Source organism: Metabacillus dongyingensis, assembly GCF_019933155.2.
GTDB classification, from domain to species: domain Bacteria; phylum Bacillota; class Bacilli; order Bacillales; family Bacillaceae; genus Bacillus_P; species Bacillus_P dongyingensis.
In genome coordinates this window covers 2,643,459-2,661,231 of the sequence record NZ_CP082944.1, presented here as the reverse complement: position 1 = coordinate 2,661,231, position 17,773 = coordinate 2,643,459, and the positions used below count along the sequence as shown (strand labels likewise).

Below are 17,773 nucleotides of genomic sequence, written 5' to 3'. Positions count from 1 at the left end.
TGTTAAATTTGCTTATTTATCTAATAATGTTTTTATTAAGAAAAAGAGAAAGAGAAAGAGAGGGGTATTATGCAACTTAGAGTATCAGCAGTACAATATGATCTTTTCACCATCCGTTCCTTTAAAGAATTTGCAGATCAGGTCGAACATTATATGAAAACAGCAGAGGAATTCGGTTCTGATTTCGTTTTATTCCCGGAGTTTTTCACAACCCAGCTAATGTCCATAGGAGATGCATCGGGAAATGCATTAACAATAAACGAGCTGCCTGATTTTACAGAACAATATCGGGAATTATTTATAAACCTTGCACAAAAAACAGGTATGCATATTATTGGCGGGACGCATGTAATTAAAAGAGAAAATCGCCTTTATAATGTAGCTCATTTATTTTATCCGGATGGAAGAGTGGCTGAACAGGCAAAACTTCACATAACACCCACAGAGGTTCATGAGTGGAATATGACGCCAGGGGACGATCTTGAAGTATTTGAAACAGAAAAAGGAACAATCGCCATGCTGACTTGTTATGACATTGAGTTCCCCGAAATAGTCCGTATTGCAAAAGCAAAGGGGGCAGATGTTATTTTTTGTCCATCCTGTACCGATGATCGTCACGGTTTCCACAGAGTTCGTTATACCAGTCATGCCCGGGCAATCGAAAATCAAGTGTATGTTGTAACAACTGGTACTGTAGGATCCCTTCCAACTGTTGACTTTATGAGAGGAAACTTTGGTCAAGCAGCTGTTATTACACCAAATGATGTACCTTTTCCTCCGAAAGGGATAGCGGCTGAAGGTGAAATCAATCAGCCTGTGATTGTAACGGCAGATCTTGATCTTGAGCTTCTTTATAAAGTCCGTGCGAGCGGTTCAGTTACAACATGGCGTGATCGCCGCACAGATTTATACCCTGATTGGGAAGCAAAGCAGGGGGATCGGACTCTGCTATAAGGAGGAGTACTCTTGTATGTAAAAGAATTTTTTGTTTATGATGGAGACAAGCCTGTAAAAGCAGTTGTTCGAAACTACACACAAAAGGATTTTGATGCATTAATCCGCATTCAGCAGGAGAGCTTTCCTCCTCCATTTCCGTCTGAACTGTGGTGGAATGAAGAACAGCTGAAAAATCATATCACGCTCTTTCCAGAGGGCGCACTTTGCATTGAAATCAATGGAGAAGTCGCGGGTTCTATGACAGGACTGCTTGTACAGTTTGATCCAAATCACCCTGAACATACATGGGAGGAAATCACAGACAATGGGTATATTCGCAATCATGATCCAAATGGAAATACTCTTTATGTAGTTGATATTGGTGTTCGTCCCGCTTACAGAAAGCTGGGACTTGGAAAATGGCTTATGTTTTCCATGTATGATGTGGTTGTACACAAGGGATTGGATAGTCTGCTTGGCGGGGGAAGAATGCCTGGTTATCAGCAGCATTCAGATAAATGGACGCCAGAGCAATATATTGGTCGTGTGGTAGAGGGGAATGTAAAAGATCCAATTATCTCTTTCTTGCTGCGCTGCGGAAGAACGCCTGTCCAAGTTGTACCCAATTATTTAGAGGACGAGGAATCGTGCAATTATGGCATGTTAATGGAATGGAAAAATCCTTTTAATAAATAGGAATACGGGAAGAAGTATGGAATATAAAAGAATAAATAGCATTACCGATCTTTTGTTCAAATCCATGCATCAATTAATGCAAAAAGTTTCCTTCATCTTGGAACAATAATGGCCAAGCTGTGACGGGTCTTGATCTTGGTTTTCTTCCAATGACAGAAAATCTGTATGGGGTAGATGCAGATCTTATCGTAAGCTTTATAAAACGAAATGATTCTGTGCTCTCAAACAAACCTCGAAGAATGGGAAGAAACGATCGGAAATTTGGAGACTAAAGAAAAAGCAGGCTTTCTGCCATTATGATGAACAAAAAATCCTCGTTTGATGACGAGGATTTTTTGTTTTAAAATGTGTTATAAATATCATCACATTCACCAGGTCTGGGCTGATAAAAACAATGCAGCTTGTAGCGTGCGACGAGCAGCTGGTTATACCAAGTAGGAGGGCAGTCTCCAGGCGGCCTGAAGTACCATAAGCTGAATTTTGCAGGCCAATACCGTTCGCCCGCTATACTCCGTCTCGCCAGCCTCCTTTCCTTTTCTCTTGCTCTTTGATAAAAATAACCGTGCTGAACGGCCTCAAACGCGTGCTCTTGGTAGATCATCTGCGGGATGGTGCGAATGTTTTTAAAGTCCGAGCAATTAGCTCTAACCCGATTAATCCCTACATTTCCTACAAGCTGCATGCCCCTTATTCCTTCGCCTTCAGCTTCGGCTCGAAGCAATCTGGCCATTAAATCGATATCTGAGTTATTTGCTTTTACAACTGCCATGATTTCGCCTCCATTGTCGTGGCATATTCTTATCTTATTCTAGTGACTTGCTGATTGACGTTTCAATTTCATTTTTTTATATAATGTAAAAATAAAAATAAATGATGACTGAGATATCAGAAAATACTTACATTCTGACCTGTCAGTCCTATTCCATTTTATTAAGAAGCAAATTCGTTTACAGTTTTAATTAAAAAGAGTATTGTATAGAGATGGATTTAATCCGACTAATTTCATAAGAAAAGGGGATTATATGATGTCTGAAACGACTCTAAATAGGAATTCTGCATATAAACCGCGAACAACTGTCGTCTCGGAGCTAAATCCGATGCAAAAGCCGCTTGTTGCAGCAGGATTACTTGCAGGTATCATTTTATTCATTGCGATTTTAACTACGACTAATACAACTCAGGCTGTGTTATATATTATTGGAATTATGCTTGGCGTTACCTTGCTCCATGCTCGTTTTGGTTTCACATCTGCATTCAGGCGTCTGATGTCGGTAGGAAACGTTCAAGGTCTGCAGGCTCACATGCTTATGCTTGCCATTGCTTCAACATTATTTGCTGTTATATTAAGCACCGGCTTTAGTTTTACGGGAACAGCCCCGGCAGGATATGTATCGCCAGTTGGTGTAAGTGTTATTTTCGGATCTTTTATCTTTGGAATTGGGATGCAGCTTGGGAATGGGTGTGCTTCCGGAACACTTTATTCTGTCGGCGGCGGTTCCTCTTCAATGATTTTAACACTGATCTCATTTATTGCGGGGTCTGTTATTGGCGCTTATCACTTTACATTTTGGATGGAAGATATGCCTTCATTACCGCCCATTTCACTGGCGACTTCAACAGGTTTTGGTTATTTCGGAGCACTGCTTGTTCAATTAGCAGCATTCGCGCTTATCTATTGGATTACAGTACAGATTGCTAAAAAGAAAAATCCTCCAATGATGAAGCCTCTGCCAACTGCTAAAGGCTTTAAAAAAATCATAAGAGGTTCATGGCCGCTGTTCGCAGCAGCTATTATTCTTGCACTATTAAATGCTCTAACTCTAACAATTAGAGGCAATCCATGGGGAATTACATCAGCTTTTGCTCTTTGGGGCGGAAAAGCCTTAATGGCTTCTGGTGCTGATGTTTCAAGCTGGGGTTATTTTGCAGGAGCGAATGGGGCAGCACTTACGAAATCGGTGCTTGCCGATTCCACAAGCGTTATGAATTTCGGCATTATTCTTGGAGCCTTTATATCAGCTGCAGCACAAGGAACCTTCAAACCGGGAAAAATTAAACCGGGTGTAGCTGGGGCCTCTATTCTTGGAGGACTTCTAATGGGGTATGGTGCGCGTCTTGCTTTTGGCTGCAACATCGGTGCTTATTTTGGCGGAATTGCTTCATTCAGTCTCCATGGCTGGGTATGGATGATCATGGCGATGTTAGGTACTTTTCTTGCTTTATTTATTCGTCCGCTGTTTGGTCTGAAAAATCCTAAATCTACAGACTCTATTTGCTGAGAACTCTCTTATGAGGGTTCTTTTTATTAGGTCAAAAAGACTAAATGTTGAAAAAATAAGACAGATTCATTTACGAAACCGCTTTCTTCAACTACTATACAAATGAAAGAGATTAAAGGAGGAATCCAAATGACATACAGAGCAAGTTCAGAAAGGTATCAATCTATGAAGTACAATCGGTGCGGAAATTCAGGTTTGCTGCTGCCGGCGATTTCCCTTGGGTTATGGCACAATTTCGGCGGAGTAGATTCGTTTGAAAATGGCCGCGCTATGCTTCGCCGCGCATTTGATCTGGGGATTACTCATTTTGATCTCGCAAACAATTACGGACCTCCGCCTGGATCTGCAGAAGCAATGTTTGGGCAAGTTCTGAAAACGGATTTTGCACCATACCGGGATGAATTAATCATTTCCTCAAAAGCAGGCTATCACATGTGGGACGGGCCATATGGTGAATGGGGTTCAAAAAAATATTTGATTGCAAGCTTAGATCAAAGCTTAAAACGGATGGGTTTGGACTATGTAGATATTTTCTATTCCCATCGTCCTGATCCTAATACACCTCTTGAAGAAACAATGGGGGCATTAGATCAAATCGTGCGTCAGGGAAAAGCATTATACGTTGGAATTTCAAGCTACACGGCTGAGCAAACGGAAGAAGCAGTGAAAATTTTAAACCGTCTCGGTACACCCCTGCTCATCCATCAGCCAAGTTATTCGATGCTGAACCGTTGGATTGAAAATGGCCTGCAGGATGTTCTTCAGGAAAATCGGATAGGCTCAATCGCTTTTTGTCCTCTTGAACAGGGCTTATTAACAAGCAAATATTTATCTGGAGTTCCTGCTGATTCAAGAGCTGCCAAATCAACTGGCGCCCTTAATGAAGACCGTGTGACTGAAGAAATGGTACATAAAATCAAACAGTTGAATGATGTTGCAGCAGACCGCGGCCAGAACCTTGCCCAAATGGCATTGTCATGGGTTTTGAGAGAAGGACGCGTGACCTCAGCACTTATTGGGGCAAGCAGAGTAAGCCAGATCGAAGAGAATGTTGCTGCGCTGAATCATCTTGAGTTTACTTCGGATGAGCTTGATAGAATTGAAGATATATTGGCCGATAAATAAAGGTCAAGTCTTGCTTTCAAAGCAAGACTTTTTTTATTGTTAGAAAATAATAAAATAATCTATTTCTAGATAATTGTTCGATAATATCGGGTATTAAAATAAGAGGAATGATAGTGTATAAAGTCTAATTTTTAAAGACTATTTTTTTCTGCCGGATTCTTTTCTATCTGTCAGAGCTAAACGGGCTGCTGCGCTTATCTTTTGAAATCTAGTCTTATTGATTCAAATCAAAAAATTATGACTTAGAAAAAGAGGATTTTCCCTGTTTAAGACTAATTAGTGATTATAATGACAGCATTTTTTATAACAACCAATATATGAAAGCTGGTGATCTGTGATGAAAGAGATTCGAGTTGGAATGATTGGGTATAAGTTTATGGGAAAAGCGCACAGTCTCGCTTACCGGAATGTTCCATTCTTTTTTCCGGGAGCAGCAAAGCCTGTACTCAAAGCAATTGCCGGCCGCAGCGAAGAGGGTGTAAAGAAGGCGGCTGATGAGCTCGGCTTTGAAAGCTATGAAACAGATTGGCGGACATTGATAGATAGAGACGATATTGATTTAATTGATATTGTCACTCCAAACAATTCTCATGCAGAAATTGCGATTGCAGCAGCCGAAGCCGGAAAACATATAATATGTGAAAAGCCTTTAGCTTTAAATGTAGATCAGGCAGAAAGGATGCTTGAAGCAGTGACCCGAAATAAGGTCATTCATATGATCTCGCATAATTACCGGTTTGCCCCAGCTGTTCAATATGCGAAGAAATTGATTCAGCAGGGCAGGCTTGGGCGTATCTATCATGTTCGTGCAACGTATCTTCAGGACTGGATTATGGATCCTGATTTCCCGATTGCATGGAGATTAAAAAAAGAGGTAACAGGGTCTGGAGCTTTGGGTGATATCGGGGCGCATATCATTGATCTGACAAGGTTTCTAGTTGGTGAGATTTCAGAGGTAGTCGGTGCAATGGAGACATTCATAAAAGAGCGGCCGATTGAAGGGGAAGCAGGGAAAAAAGGGAAGGTTGATGTAGACGATGCTGCTTCATTCATCGCAAAATTTGAAAATGGGGCAATGGGAGTATTTGAAGCAACTCGTTTTGCAGCAGGAAATAGAAATCGTAATTGTTTTGAGATCAATGCTGAGTTTGGATCCATCAAATGGGATCTTGAAAACATGAACAATTTGCATGTGTACTTAAGTGAAGATGACAAAGGCCTTCAGGGCTTTAGGGTCATTAACTGTACGGAAGAAGAGCACCCTTATGCCCATGCATACTGGCCCGCAGGTCATATTATAGGATATGAACATACATTTGTGAACTTAATATCCGAATTGATGAAAGCGATTTCAAATAATGAACATAAACAGCCTAATTTTTATGATGGCTTAATGAATCAGCTCATTCTTGATGCTATTGAGCGTTCCTCTATTGAAAAGAAATGGATTTCCATTCCAAAGAAAATTGAACAATTGAGCTAAAGCGGGAGGAATCCTGCTTTTTTTATGTTTTATGAGTTTTTTTATAAGATTGAGGCAATAAATCTTCTGGATAATGTATGAATATTTAAATTTATCAAACAAAAGACTTTTCTGTAGAAGAAATAGTTGATATATTGAATATATCAACCGTTGAAAGGTGACGCTATGACAACTTTTAATCCTCTTTACCTAAAAGTCTATAATTTACTGTTAAATCAGATTAGGAGCGGAAAATTAAAGCAGGGAGATAAAGTTCCTTCTGAAAAAGAGCTTGCAGATCAATTTGAAGTAAGCCGTATTACCTCTAAAAAAGCGCTGGATCTTCTCTCAGAAGAAAACTATATTGAAAGAATTCAAGGAAAGGGCTCATTTGTTATTCATTCTGACGCTGCAATTGATGCTTCTTATTCTGCAAAGCAGGATAGTTCAAAACGCCATTTAATCGGTTTTATTCTGCCGGGTTTTGATGAGAGCTATGGAATAGGACTTGTAAAGGGAATTGAAAAGAGATGCAGTGAACTTGGTTTTACGATTCTTTTGAAACTCAGCTATGGAAGAAAGGAAATTGAGGAACAGGCCGTGAATGATTTCCTGGATATGGGAGCTGAAGGTTTGATTGTCTTTCCGGTACATGGAGAGCATGTAAATAATAAACTTCTTGAGCTGGTTTCAAAGAATTTTCCCGTCGTTTTGATTGATCGATTCATTAAAGGGATTCCTGCATCGTTTGTATGTACTGATCACCGTAGAGCAACAATAGAGCTGACGAATCATTTAATCAAGATGGGACACAGAGAAATCGGATTCATTTCTCCTCCTTCAGAGGGAACGACAGCTATTGAGGAGAGAGTGACGGGTTTTCATATTGCCCATTCTGAACAAGGCGTGAAGCTGAATAGAGACTATATCTTGACTGAAATTAAAAACAGTATGCCAATAAACGAAATAACAGAATCACACGTTATTAAAGAGGACAATCTGATTTTAGACAATTTCTTAAAAAAGCATCGCAGTATTACAGCCATTGTAGCCTGTGAACATTCTATTGGAGAACAAGTCGCAGCAGGGTTATCCAGGCTGGGAAGACGAATGCCGGATGATGTGTCTGTAGTTTGTTTTGATTCGCCGGAGAATTCGAGAATTCAATTTACTCACATCAAACAGGATGAACAGAGTATCGCTATTAAAGCGGTAAATCTTCTGAAAGAAAAAATGCTGGATTCTGACTTTGCCGTCCAGCAGATATTTATTCCTCACACGATTATTGAAGGGAAAACAGCGAAAGCTTTTTCTATGCAATAGGTCTTCCGAATAATGTTGAAGCACTTAAGCGGATCACAGATTATGCTAAAAAAAATACAATATCGAGGACATTACAGCTTTCACAAGGCACTGGTATGATGGATCCATTCTTAACTGGGCAAATCGCATGAAAATAAGCGGTCCTTGGATAGTATCTGCAATCAATAAATTTTAGAGTATGGTGTTTTCCCTATCCCTACTCCTGCAGGTGATAACTACTCAACCTGGTCTGGAGGCTGGGCAGTTACTTCAAATCTGCCCGCTTCGTAGTTCAGTTTACCAAAACGCCTATGAATTTAGGCGTTTTTTGTTATGTCTAACGAGTTCAATTAATTGATTTATCACAATATTCTCCTCATACTAAATAATATATTAAGAAGTGGAGGAATAATTTATGAAAGCAATTGGACTGCATAAATATTTGCCAATCGAACATGAAGAAAGCTTGCTCGACATTGAAATAGAAAAACCAATCCCTTCAGGAAAAGATCTGCTGGTTCAGGTTAAAGCCATTTCCATCAATCCTGTTGATACAAAAGTGCGTGCGCCAAAAGAAAAAGTAGAGGAAAAGCCTAAAATACTCGGCTGGGATGCAAGCGGCACAGTTGTCGAAACCGGTGAGGATTGTACAGATTTTAAACCTGGCGATGACGTATTTTATGCAGGAAGTATTACGAGACAGGGAACGTACAGCGAATTCCATCTTGTGGATGAAAGAATTGTCGGAAAAAAGCCTGCTGCTCTTGCCCATGCTGAAGCAGCTGCTCTTCCGCTGACTGCAATTACAGCATATGAAGGGCTGTTCGATCGCCTGGAAATTGATCCTGCTGACAAAGAACGAAACAGCAGGAAAAGGATACTGATTATTGGCGGTGCAGGGGGAGTGGGCTCTATAGCCATTCAGCTTGCTAAGTGGGCAGGACTGTCAGTTATTGCAACAGCTTCACGCCCTGAAACGAAAGAATGGGCAGAGAAGTTGGGTGCCGATCATATCATAAATCATCATCAATCTTTAAAAGCTGAACTTGAAACCTTCCAAATTTCAGAAGTAGAATATATCTTTTGTCTGAATAACACGGATCAGCATTGGAGGGGAATGAGCGAAATCATTAAGCCTCAGGGAAAGATTTGTTCTATCGTAGAAAACAGAGAGCCTCTTGATTTGAATTTGTTAAAAAGCAAGAGTGTTACATTTGTCTGGGAATTTATGTTCACCAGAGCGATGTATCAAACAGCAGATATGCAAGAGCAGCAAATCCTGCTGAATAAAATCAGCGAATTGATTGATCAGGGAATTCTAAAAACAACTATAAATCAAACCCTATCACCGATAAATGCTGAAAATATAAAGAAAGCACATCAGTCACTTGAGTCTGGAAAAACAATCGGCAAAATTGTTCTCGAGCATTTTACGATGAGAAAAAAACTGGATTAACTAAGCTGTTAAATGCTACACTAGTGTTAATCTTATTGAACGGAGGGATTTCTAATGGCATTCATGCGTATCCGGCTGCGTACATTGTTCTGCTAATTGAATAGTGACAAATAAATCGGATAGGTCTGCCTTTTTATAGAAATTCTAATAAGTTTAAAGAAGAGGGAGAGCTTTCTGCCTCTTTTTGCTGTGCAAAAAAAGTTTCGGCCAAAGGCAGGTCCTCTTGCGATATTAAAGAGGAGAGATAACGAATGACTGTTGATATATTAAAGCTTGCAAGTAAGAATGGTTTAAACCTTATTGAAGAAACGGCTGTTTTGAATGAGTCTGGAATGGATTTTCAGGTCTTATTTGCAGAAGATGAAAGCGGCGTTTCGTGGGTTCTCAGAAAGCCGAGACGCCCTGATGTTATTCAAAGAAGTGCTTATGAAGGGAATATCTTGAAATTAGTTCAAAAACAACTCCCTGTGAGTGTGCCAGAGTGGAAAATTAATACCCCTGAATTAATTGCCTATCCCACGGTTCCGGGAATCCAGACGGGTTCGATTGATATGAACATTCGTAACTATGTCTTTAATATAAACACTGAAAACCTTTCAAAATCATTTGTTCAATCATTGGCAGGAGTGATGTCTGCCTTGCATAACTTAGACCATTTTGAAGCAGCAAAATCCGGAGTTGAAGTATTAAGCCCTGACCAAGTACGTCAATCACTCAGTGAACGAATGGATAAAGTGAAAAAAGAAATAGGTACAGCTGATGTCCTTTGGAAACGTTGGCAGCAATGGCTATCAGATGATTCGTATTGGCCGGGACATTCTTCATTTATCCATGGAGATCTGCATCCGCCTCACATATTAATAGATAAAGAGGAAAAGGTCTGCGGCATTCTCGACTGGACAGAAGCAAAAGTGACAGATCCTGGGAAGGATTTTGTCTTGTTTGCTACTATCTTTGGAGAAAAAGAACTCGGCTATTTACTGGGAGAGTATGAAAAATCCGGCGGAAAAGTATGGCCAAAAATGAGAGAGCATATTATAGAATTTAAGGCTGCCTATGGCATAGATATTGCTGAGTTCGCTTTAATCACCGGGGAAGATGAGCATTATATTATGGCGAAACAGGCATTGGGTTTATAAAAAATTATTTCCAGCGGTCTGCATAAATGCAGGCTGCTTTTTTGCTGATTTTTATATTTATTCAGTAAATTCTAAAAATTAATTGAAAAATGGATTTCATAATGTTTAAATGTAACTATAACAGATCACTTGTCAGATATGTGATGTCTGAAAAGAAAGGCTGTGAATAGGTGCTAATTGAAAAAATTTCAACAAAGAAAGTTTCAGACACGGTCAGCGAGCAAATCGAGAAAATGATTTTAGACGGCTCGATACCTGCTGGCGAAAAGCTTCCATCAGTAAGAGAGCTTTGCGAGAGGTTTGGAGTAGGACGATCAGCCGTACGTGATGCCATAACTGTTTTAAAAGGAAAAGGCCTTGTAAAAGTGAAACAGGGTGAGGGCACGTATGTCAGCAAGTATGACTCCTCAAAGATTTTCAGCAAAGCTGTCATGCTTCCAAATGCGAATGATATTACTGAGCTTTTTCAAGTTAGAAAAATCGTCGAAACTGGCATGGCTGAAATGGCTGCATGTAATCGCTCTGAAAAAGATCTTACGCTAATGAAAAAGATCTTAACAACTCAGACAGATGCCCCCTGGGAAGATGATTATCAGTTTCACTTATCGATTGCGAAAGCAACCGGAAACTCGCTGCTGATTCAGTTTGTACAAGTTATTTCCACCACGATTAAAAATGCGATGATTGATTTTCACCAGTTTATCAAATGCGATTCTGAGGCGATCGAAACCATTGCATTACACCATAAGCGCATCTTCGAAAGTATTTCATCAGGAACTCCAAATCTATCAAACGAATACATGCTGCAGCATTTAACATTCGTAGAATCCATCCTTCACAAGAGTCTTCATCAGAGAAAATGAATTTTTTTGAAAATAAAACAAAACATCGTTTGTTACTACGAAACGATTGGAGGTGCTGTTTTGATAATGACTGAATTAATCTCACTTTTACCTGAAGAAAAAGTAAAGACGGAAGGACAGGCAAATCACTTGCTTGGCAATAATGGCGAAATGACTGTTTTTCCGACTGCAGAAGAGGAAATCATACAAGTCCTTAAATTTGCCGATCAGAATGACAAAAAAGTTTCCATAATCGGCGGCGGGACAAAGCGCGGATTTGGAGGATTATCAGATTATGCAGATATCCAATTATCCATGGCTCATTACAGCGGTATTACAGAGCATACTCCAGGTGATATGACCATAACCGTAAAAGCAGGGACAACATTTAAAGAACTGCAGGATTTCTTAGCAAAGCATCAGCAGAGAGTTTCACTCGATCCAGCTTGGCCGGAGTATTCAACTATTGGAGGTATTATCGCTTCAAATGAAAGCGGTCCCAAACGGCTTGGATATGGATCAGCACGAGATTCAGTTATTGGTCTTAGAATCGTTTATCCTGATGGACGAGTTATTCGATCTGGCGGAAAAGTGGTAAAAAACGTTGCCGGCTACGATATGAATAAGCTTTTTATAGGCTCAATGGGCACGCTTGGAGTTGTGACGGAGATTACTTTAAAGCTTAGGCCGATCCCAAAATACGAAAGTCTTATTCTATTATCTTTTCCTATTGAACTTCTGGAAGAAATGAGGCTGTTTGTGGTAAAACTGCTGGATTCCATGATGGAGCCCATTGCTTTAGAACTGCTGAGCCCTGCCTTATCTAAACGTTTAGCAAATCACAATATGTATACGCTTGCAATCAGTTTTGAGGATTTCGAGCCATCAGTCTACTATCAGGAAGAATTTATTAAAAGCATCGTGCCTGCGGGTTCACTGTTTTCTCTCCTGCCCCAAGCGGAAGCAGAATTGTTTTGGGATGGGTTTTACAAGACAGCGCCTAATGGTGTCACATCAAAGCCTCGTTCTATTACGGAAGCTTCCTTAAAAATTGGCGTAAAAAACATGGATGTTTTCCAAATTGTGAAGGAATGTGCCAGTATGTACAAAACGACGTCTATTGAAGCTCATGGCGGAATAGGACACGGATTATGCCAAGTCATACTGAAGGGAAGCAGCAATGACGTTATGAATGCAATCGAGCGTATTCAGCAAGCTGCATCTCGGTTGGGAGGCTATACAATCATTAAGCATCTGCCTTACGCATTGCGTCACAAAACGGAAGTATGGGGAGAAAAGCCATCCTGCTTCTTTCTGATTCAAGGAATTAAAACCGCAATTGATCCACGTTCAATCCTGAATTATAAACGTTACTTGGGAGGGATCTAGTTGAGCATAAGAGAAAGCGACTTAAAGCAAGCATCCCCGGCATGCAAGGAAACAAGTCTCAGCAATTATTTGTGGAAGGATCATCCGGACGAGAGCAAATGGGCAGATTGTGTCCATTGCGGCATGTGTCTGGAGTCATGTCCAACCTATGAGATAACCGGGCAGGAGCAGCATTCTCCGCGAGGACGGGTGCATCTGATCAAATCAGTTGCAGATGGGTTGCTTCAAGTAAACGAACAATTCATGGATCCTGTCTTTGCCTGTCTTGATTGCCGAGCCTGTACAACGGCATGTCCTGCGGATGTGGATGTCGGCGGTCTCATTGAAGAAGCCAGGGGCCAAATCCGTCAGGCTATGCCATTAACAGGTGTAAAAGGAACCGTAAGCAAATTTTTCTTAAAAGGTCTCTTTCCTCATCAAAACCGTTTGAACACCGCGGGAAATCTGCTGAAATTTTATCAAAAAAGCGGATTGCAAAAAGCTGTGCGCAAAACCGGGATGCTGAAGGTCATGCCAAAACATCTTGCTGAAATGGAAGCCATCATGCCTGAAATCAAGCAGCCGGTCCGCAAAAAGTATAAAAATCAGACGGTCATTCCGGCACAGGGGGAGACAAAGACTGAAGTATCCTTCCTGACAGGATGTGTAATGGACGTTATGTTCAGTGATATTAATGAATCCACAATAAATGTGTTAACAAAGAATGGAAATGCAGTCACAATTCCGCAAAATCAAACATGCTGCGGAGCCCTTCACGTTCATGCGGGCGACAGAGATACAGGCCGCAGACTTGCAAAGCAAAACATTGAGGCTTTTAAAGATTCCGATAAAATCATAGTAAACGCAGCAGGATGCGGATGCATGCTTAAGGAATACGGTGAATTGTTCAGAGAAGTAGAGGCAGAATGGCATGAGAAAGCAGAAAAATTTGCTGCTAAAGTAGTGGATATATCGAAATATCTTCATGACACCGGCTATGAAAAGCCTAAAGCGGAATTAAATACAAGAATCACTTATCATGATGCATGCCACTTGGCACATGGACAGGGTGTACGCCAGGAGCCTCGCGATATCTTACTAGATATTCCAGGCGTGGAAATGGTTCATATGCCTAATGCGGACAGATGCTGCGGAAGTGCAGGCATCTACAACATAACAAATCCGGAAATGGCAGGGGCTGTGCTTGAAAGTAAAATGGAAAATGTTCCTGATGACGTTGAGATGATTTCAATGGGCAACCCTGGCTGCATGCTGCAAATGGCTATGGGTGTTCAAAAATTCGGAAGAAATCAAAAGGTTGTTCATACTGTCCAGCTGCTGGATTGGGCCTATCAAATGGAGAAACAAGGAAAGGAAGAACTGTAATGGCTATTAAAGGACTTAAAACGAAAGATAAACATATTCATAGCCTTGCAAAGCTGACAGGAGGCCCTTCAAACATTCTCTATCATAAGGAAGATTTAATTGCCTATGATTGCGATGGTTTTACCATTCACAAGCATTTGCCAAAAGCGGTTGTTTTTCCGAAAAATACAGAGGAAGTTGCGGCGATCGTCAAATACTGTTCTGAAAATCAGCTGCCATTCCTTGCAAGAGGTGCTGGAACAGGTTTAAGCGGAGGAGCCATTCCCATTAACGGTGAAGTCATTATCAGTCTCGTAAAAATGAAAAAGCTGATCAGTGTAGATCTCGAAAATAGACGGGCAGTCGTTGAACCCGGCTTTGTTAATCTTAAATTAACCAACTCAATTGCAGATAAAGGTTATTACTATGCACCGGATCCATCCAGTCAATATTGCTGCACAATCGGAGGCAACGTTGCTGAAAATGCCGGCGGAGCCCATTGCCTCAAATATGGTGTAACGACAAATCATATCCTTGGACTGGAGGTTGTACTGCCGAATGGAGAGATTATTGAAATTGGAAAAAACGGAATCCCTGATTCGCCGGGCTATGACCTGCTTGGATTATTAACTGGATCAGAAGGAACGCTCGGGATCGTCACAAAGATCACTGTAAGAATCTTAAAAAATCCTGAGTCAAAACAAACAGTTCTTGCTTACTTTGATAGTGTTTCAGACGGAAGCGGCGCTGTTTCAGACATTATTTCAGCAGGAATTGTTCCAGCAGCACTTGAAATGATGGATAAGGTTGCAATTGAAGGAGTTGAAGCTGCTGCGTTTCCAGTGGGTCACCCAAGAGACATTGAAGCGGTCTTATTAATAGAAGTAGACGGTATTTCCGCCGGTATCGATGAACAGATCGCACAGATTCTTGAGGTGTGCACAAAATGGAATGTCCGTGAAGTAAAGGCTGCTGAAAGTGATGCAGAGCGTGCAAGATGGTGGGCAAACCGAAAGACAGGCTTTGGGGCAATGGGGGCTATTTCACCGGATTATCTTGTACAGGATGGAGTCATTCCGCGAAGCAGACTTCCAGAAGTCCTTGAAAAAATCAATCAGATCAGCAAAGAATCAGGTCTCAGGATCGCCAATATCTTTCATGCCGGAGACGGCAATCTGCATCCGCTTGTCTTGTTCGATTCAAGGGTTCCCGGTCAGACAGAAGCGGCATTAAAAGCAGGAAGCGCATGTTTGCAGGTTTGCGCTGAAGTTGGCGGAACGATTACAGGTGAACATGGGGTTGGGATTGAAAAGAGAGAAGAAATGCGGTTTGTTTTTACTGACGAAGAGATTTTAGCTCAAACAAAGGTCCGGGAAGTCTTTAACCCTGATAATCTATTAAACGCGGGTAAATTATTTCCAAGTCCGGGACGCTGTGCAGAAGTGAAAAAAGAAATGAAAGCAGCAGCTCTATAAATTAAATTGGTAAAATGTTCTGAAAATGATTGTAAACGCTTTGATTTTCATGCTATTATTTTTTTAACAAAAAGAAAAACGACGTTTCGTAATAACAAACAACAGGAGGAACGAATGATGAAAGGCTATATTCAAAAAGGCAATCTTCAAGTAGCAGAGGCACTCTATGAATTTATTAATTCAGAAGCTCTCCCGCATACTGGTTTAGATCAGAATGCATTTTGGTCAGGTTTTGAGGCCATCGTTAAGGAGCTGACTCCTCAAAACAAAGAACTATTGGCAGTCCGCGATGAGATTCAGAGCAAAATTCATTCATGGCACAGGGAAAACAATGAAACATTTGATTTTGAAACCTATAAAGCATTCTTGTATGAAATTGGATATTTGGAGCATGAGGCAGATGAGTTTAAGATTACAACTCAAAATGTTGATGATGAGATTGCTGTTCAGGCAGGACCTCAATTAGTCGTGCCGGTCAATAATGCGCGCTACGCCATCAATGCAGCAAATGCACGCTGGGGCAGCCTGTATGACGCCCTTTACGGGACAGATGCCATTAGTGATGCGGACGGTGCACACCGCGAAGGATCATATAACCCTGTGCGCGGAGAAAAAGTCATTGAATTTGCCCGCAATTTCCTTGATGAAACCGTGCCTTTAAAAGATGCATCCCATAAAGATGCTGCGGAATATGCGATTATTGACGGAACTTTATCTGTCACATTAAGCAGCGGTCAAAAAACAGTTCTTAAAGAGAAAGAAAAATTGGCCGGCTATCAGGGGGATGCTAATTCTCCAGCTGCAATCCTATTAAAAAACAACGGGCTTCATTTTGAAATTCAAATTGACCGAAGCCACCCAATCGGCAAAACAGATTTAGCCGGCGTAAAAGATATTCTGCTTGAAGCAGCGCTGACTACTATTATGGATTGTGAAGATTCCGTTACAGCTGTTGATGCTGAAGATAAAGTGATCGTCTATCGAAATTGGTTAGGATTAATGACAGGAAATTTAGCATCAACTTTCAAAAAAGGAAACCAAACAATGATCCGGACCTTGAACCCTGACCGGTCGTATACCTCAGTAAATGGCGAAGAATTTACTCTTTCAGGGAGATCGCTCATGTTTGTAAGAAATGTAGGTCATCTTATGACAAACAATGCCATTCTTGATGAAAACGGTGATGAAATTCAAGAAGGCATCCTCGATTGCGTGATAACTGCAATGCTTGCAAAACACTCATTACTAGGAACCGGACAATATCAGAACTCTTCAAAAGGATCTGTCTACATTGTTAAACCGAAGATGCATGGATCAAAAGAAGTTGCTTTTGCGAACACTCTTTTTAATAAAGTCGAGGATTTGCTCGGACTTGAACGCAATACCATTAAAATCGGGGTCATGGATGAAGAAAGACGAACGTCACTAAACTTGAAAGCAGCAATACGTGAAGTAAAAGACCGAATCGCATTCATTAATACAGGATTCTTGGACCGTACAGGAGATGAAATTCATACTTCTATGGAAGCTGGCCCAATGATTCCTAAAAATAATATGAAATCTTCAGCCTGGCTTCAGGGCTATGAAAAATCAAATGTTTATGCTGGCCTTGAAAGCGGCTTCCAGGGCCGTGCCCAAATCGGCAAAGGCATGTGGGCGATGCCGGATTTGATGGCAGAGATGCTTAAGCAAAAATCTGGCCATTTAAAAGCAGGAGCAAACACCGCGTGGGTTCCCTCACCTACAGCAGCTACACTTCATGCCCTGCACTATCACCAGGTAGATGTTACAGAAGTTCAGAATCAGCTTAAGGAGAATGTGAAAGACCTAAGAAATGACATCCTCACTATTCCTGTTGCAGAAAAAGCAAACTGGAGCAAGGAGGAAATTCAGCAGGAACTTGATAACAACGCACAAGGAATACTTGGATATGTTGTTCGCTGGGTCGAACAGGGCGTCGGCTGCTCAAAAGTGCCTGATTACTATAATGTCGGACTGATGGAAGACCGTGCAACACTCAGGATTTCCAGTCAGCATCTTGCAAACTGGCTGCACCATGGCATCTGCACGAAAGAACAAGTGAAAGAAACTCTTGAACGCATGGCAAAAGTTGTAGACAAACAGAATGAAGGAGATCCGCATTATATGCCAATGGCGCCTGATTACGAAAATTCAGTTGCTTTTCAGGCTGCATGCGACCTTGTTTTTGAAGGCTACAATCAGCCTAATGGATACACAGAACCAATCCTTCATCGACGCCGTTTAGAAGCTAAAGCTAAATTTGCAGTAAAGCAATAACCTATTCATTTATTTTAAGGAGATGAGGCA

14 protein-coding genes are annotated in these 17,773 nt (G+C 41.0%); 13 read left to right on the top strand and 1 reads right to left on the bottom strand.

Annotated features, from left to right (window positions below; translation table 11 throughout):
* The first annotated feature begins 69 nt into the window (after window positions 1–69).
* The gene (locus tag K8L98_RS13190; protein ID WP_223435334.1) at window positions 70–954 is read left to right on the top strand and encodes a carbon-nitrogen hydrolase family protein; all 885 of its coding nucleotides are present in this window, start codon (window positions 70–72) and stop codon (window positions 952–954) included.
* 12 nt (window positions 955–966) lie between these two features.
* Window positions 967–1,632, top strand: coding sequence for a GNAT family N-acetyltransferase (locus tag K8L98_RS13185; protein WP_223435333.1), 666 nt, complete (start codon window positions 967–969; stop codon window positions 1,630–1,632).
* Between the two features lie 340 nt (window positions 1,633–1,972).
* On the opposite strand, the gene K8L98_RS13180 is transcribed toward K8L98_RS13185, so the two are convergent.
* Window positions 1,973–2,401 carry a cell wall hydrolase gene (locus tag K8L98_RS13180; protein WP_223435332.1) on the bottom strand — a complete coding sequence of 143 codons (429 nt, stop codon included), beginning with the start codon at window positions 2,399–2,401 and terminating at the stop codon, window positions 1,973–1,975.
* 256 nt (window positions 2,402–2,657) lie between these two features.
* Between K8L98_RS13180 and K8L98_RS13175 the strand changes: the two genes are divergently transcribed.
* From K8L98_RS13175 to K8L98_RS13125, 11 genes are all read left to right on the top strand, one after another.
* The gene (locus tag K8L98_RS13175) at window positions 2,658–3,911 is read left to right on the top strand and encodes a YeeE/YedE family protein (RefSeq protein ID WP_223435331.1); all 1,254 of its coding nucleotides are present in this window, start codon (window positions 2,658–2,660) and stop codon (window positions 3,909–3,911) included.
* Between the two features lie 129 nt (window positions 3,912–4,040).
* Window positions 4,041–5,036, top strand: a complete 996-nt coding sequence (mgrA, locus tag K8L98_RS13170; RefSeq protein ID WP_223435330.1) for an L-glyceraldehyde 3-phosphate reductase — start codon at window positions 4,041–4,043, stop codon at window positions 5,034–5,036.
* A 337-nt stretch (window positions 5,037–5,373) separates the two neighbouring features.
* Entirely contained in the window at window positions 5,374–6,519 is a 1,146-nt protein-coding gene (locus K8L98_RS13165; protein WP_223435329.1) for a Gfo/Idh/MocA family protein, read from the top strand.
* 165 nt (window positions 6,520–6,684) lie between these two features.
* A complete protein-coding gene (locus K8L98_RS13160; RefSeq protein ID WP_223435328.1) occupies window positions 6,685–7,821 on the top strand; it encodes a LacI family DNA-binding transcriptional regulator in 1,137 nt (378 codons plus the stop codon).
* A gap of 394 nt (window positions 7,822–8,215) precedes the next feature.
* A complete protein-coding gene (locus K8L98_RS13155) occupies window positions 8,216–9,256 on the top strand; it encodes a zinc-binding alcohol dehydrogenase family protein (protein WP_223435326.1) in 1,041 nt (346 codons plus the stop codon).
* 251 nt (window positions 9,257–9,507) lie between these two features.
* Window positions 9,508–10,395 (top strand): macrolide 2'-phosphotransferase, encoded by an 888-nt coding sequence (locus K8L98_RS13150; RefSeq protein WP_223435325.1) that lies wholly within the window; start codon window positions 9,508–9,510, stop codon window positions 10,393–10,395.
* Between the two features lie 170 nt (window positions 10,396–10,565).
* Window positions 10,566–11,258, top strand: coding sequence for a FadR/GntR family transcriptional regulator (locus K8L98_RS13145; protein WP_223435324.1), 693 nt, complete (start codon window positions 10,566–10,568; stop codon window positions 11,256–11,258).
* Window positions 11,259–11,324: 66 nt separating this feature from the next.
* The gene (locus K8L98_RS13140) at window positions 11,325–12,626 is read left to right on the top strand and encodes an FAD-binding oxidoreductase (RefSeq protein ID WP_223443406.1); all 1,302 of its coding nucleotides are present in this window, start codon (window positions 11,325–11,327) and stop codon (window positions 12,624–12,626) included.
* Window positions 12,627–13,991 carry a (Fe-S)-binding protein gene (locus tag K8L98_RS13135; protein ID WP_223435323.1) on the top strand — a complete coding sequence of 455 codons (1,365 nt, stop codon included), beginning with the start codon at window positions 12,627–12,629 and terminating at the stop codon, window positions 13,989–13,991.
* Entirely contained in the window at window positions 13,991–15,445 is a 1,455-nt protein-coding gene (locus tag K8L98_RS13130; RefSeq protein WP_223435322.1) for an FAD-binding oxidoreductase, read from the top strand. Before K8L98_RS13135 ends, K8L98_RS13130 begins: the two co-directional genes overlap by 1 nt.
* 117 nt (window positions 15,446–15,562) lie before the next feature.
* Window positions 15,563–17,743 carry a malate synthase G gene (locus K8L98_RS13125; protein WP_223443403.1) on the top strand — a complete coding sequence of 727 codons (2,181 nt, stop codon included), beginning with the start codon at window positions 15,563–15,565 and terminating at the stop codon, window positions 17,741–17,743.
* Window positions 17,744–17,773: the final 30 nt, after the last annotated feature.

Bases quoted from the DNA above. Each gene is read 5' to 3' on its own strand.
- K8L98_RS13165 (WP_223435329.1), top strand. From the start codon at position 5,374: ATGAAAGAGATTCGAGTTGGAATGATTGGGTATAAGTTTATGGGAAAA.
- K8L98_RS13180 (WP_223435332.1), bottom strand. From the start codon at position 2,401: ATGGCAGTTGTAAAAGCAAATAACTCAGATATCGATTTAATGGCCAGA.
- K8L98_RS13130 (WP_223435322.1), top strand. From the start codon at position 13,991: ATGGCTATTAAAGGACTTAAAACGAAAGATAAACATATTCATAGCCTT.
- mgrA (WP_223435330.1), top strand. From the start codon at position 4,041: ATGACATACAGAGCAAGTTCAGAAAGGTATCAATCTATGAAGTACAAT.
- K8L98_RS13160 (WP_223435328.1), top strand. From the start codon at position 6,685: ATGACAACTTTTAATCCTCTTTACCTAAAAGTCTATAATTTACTGTTA.
- K8L98_RS13155 (WP_223435326.1), top strand. From the start codon at position 8,216: ATGAAAGCAATTGGACTGCATAAATATTTGCCAATCGAACATGAAGAA.
- K8L98_RS13140 (WP_223443406.1), top strand. From the start codon at position 11,325: ATGACTGAATTAATCTCACTTTTACCTGAAGAAAAAGTAAAGACGGAA.
- K8L98_RS13125 (WP_223443403.1), top strand. From the start codon at position 15,563: ATGAAAGGCTATATTCAAAAAGGCAATCTTCAAGTAGCAGAGGCACTC.
- K8L98_RS13190 (WP_223435334.1), top strand. From the start codon at position 70: ATGCAACTTAGAGTATCAGCAGTACAATATGATCTTTTCACCATCCGT.
- K8L98_RS13175 (WP_223435331.1), top strand. From the start codon at position 2,658: ATGTCTGAAACGACTCTAAATAGGAATTCTGCATATAAACCGCGAACA.
- K8L98_RS13150 (WP_223435325.1), top strand. From the start codon at position 9,508: ATGACTGTTGATATATTAAAGCTTGCAAGTAAGAATGGTTTAAACCTT.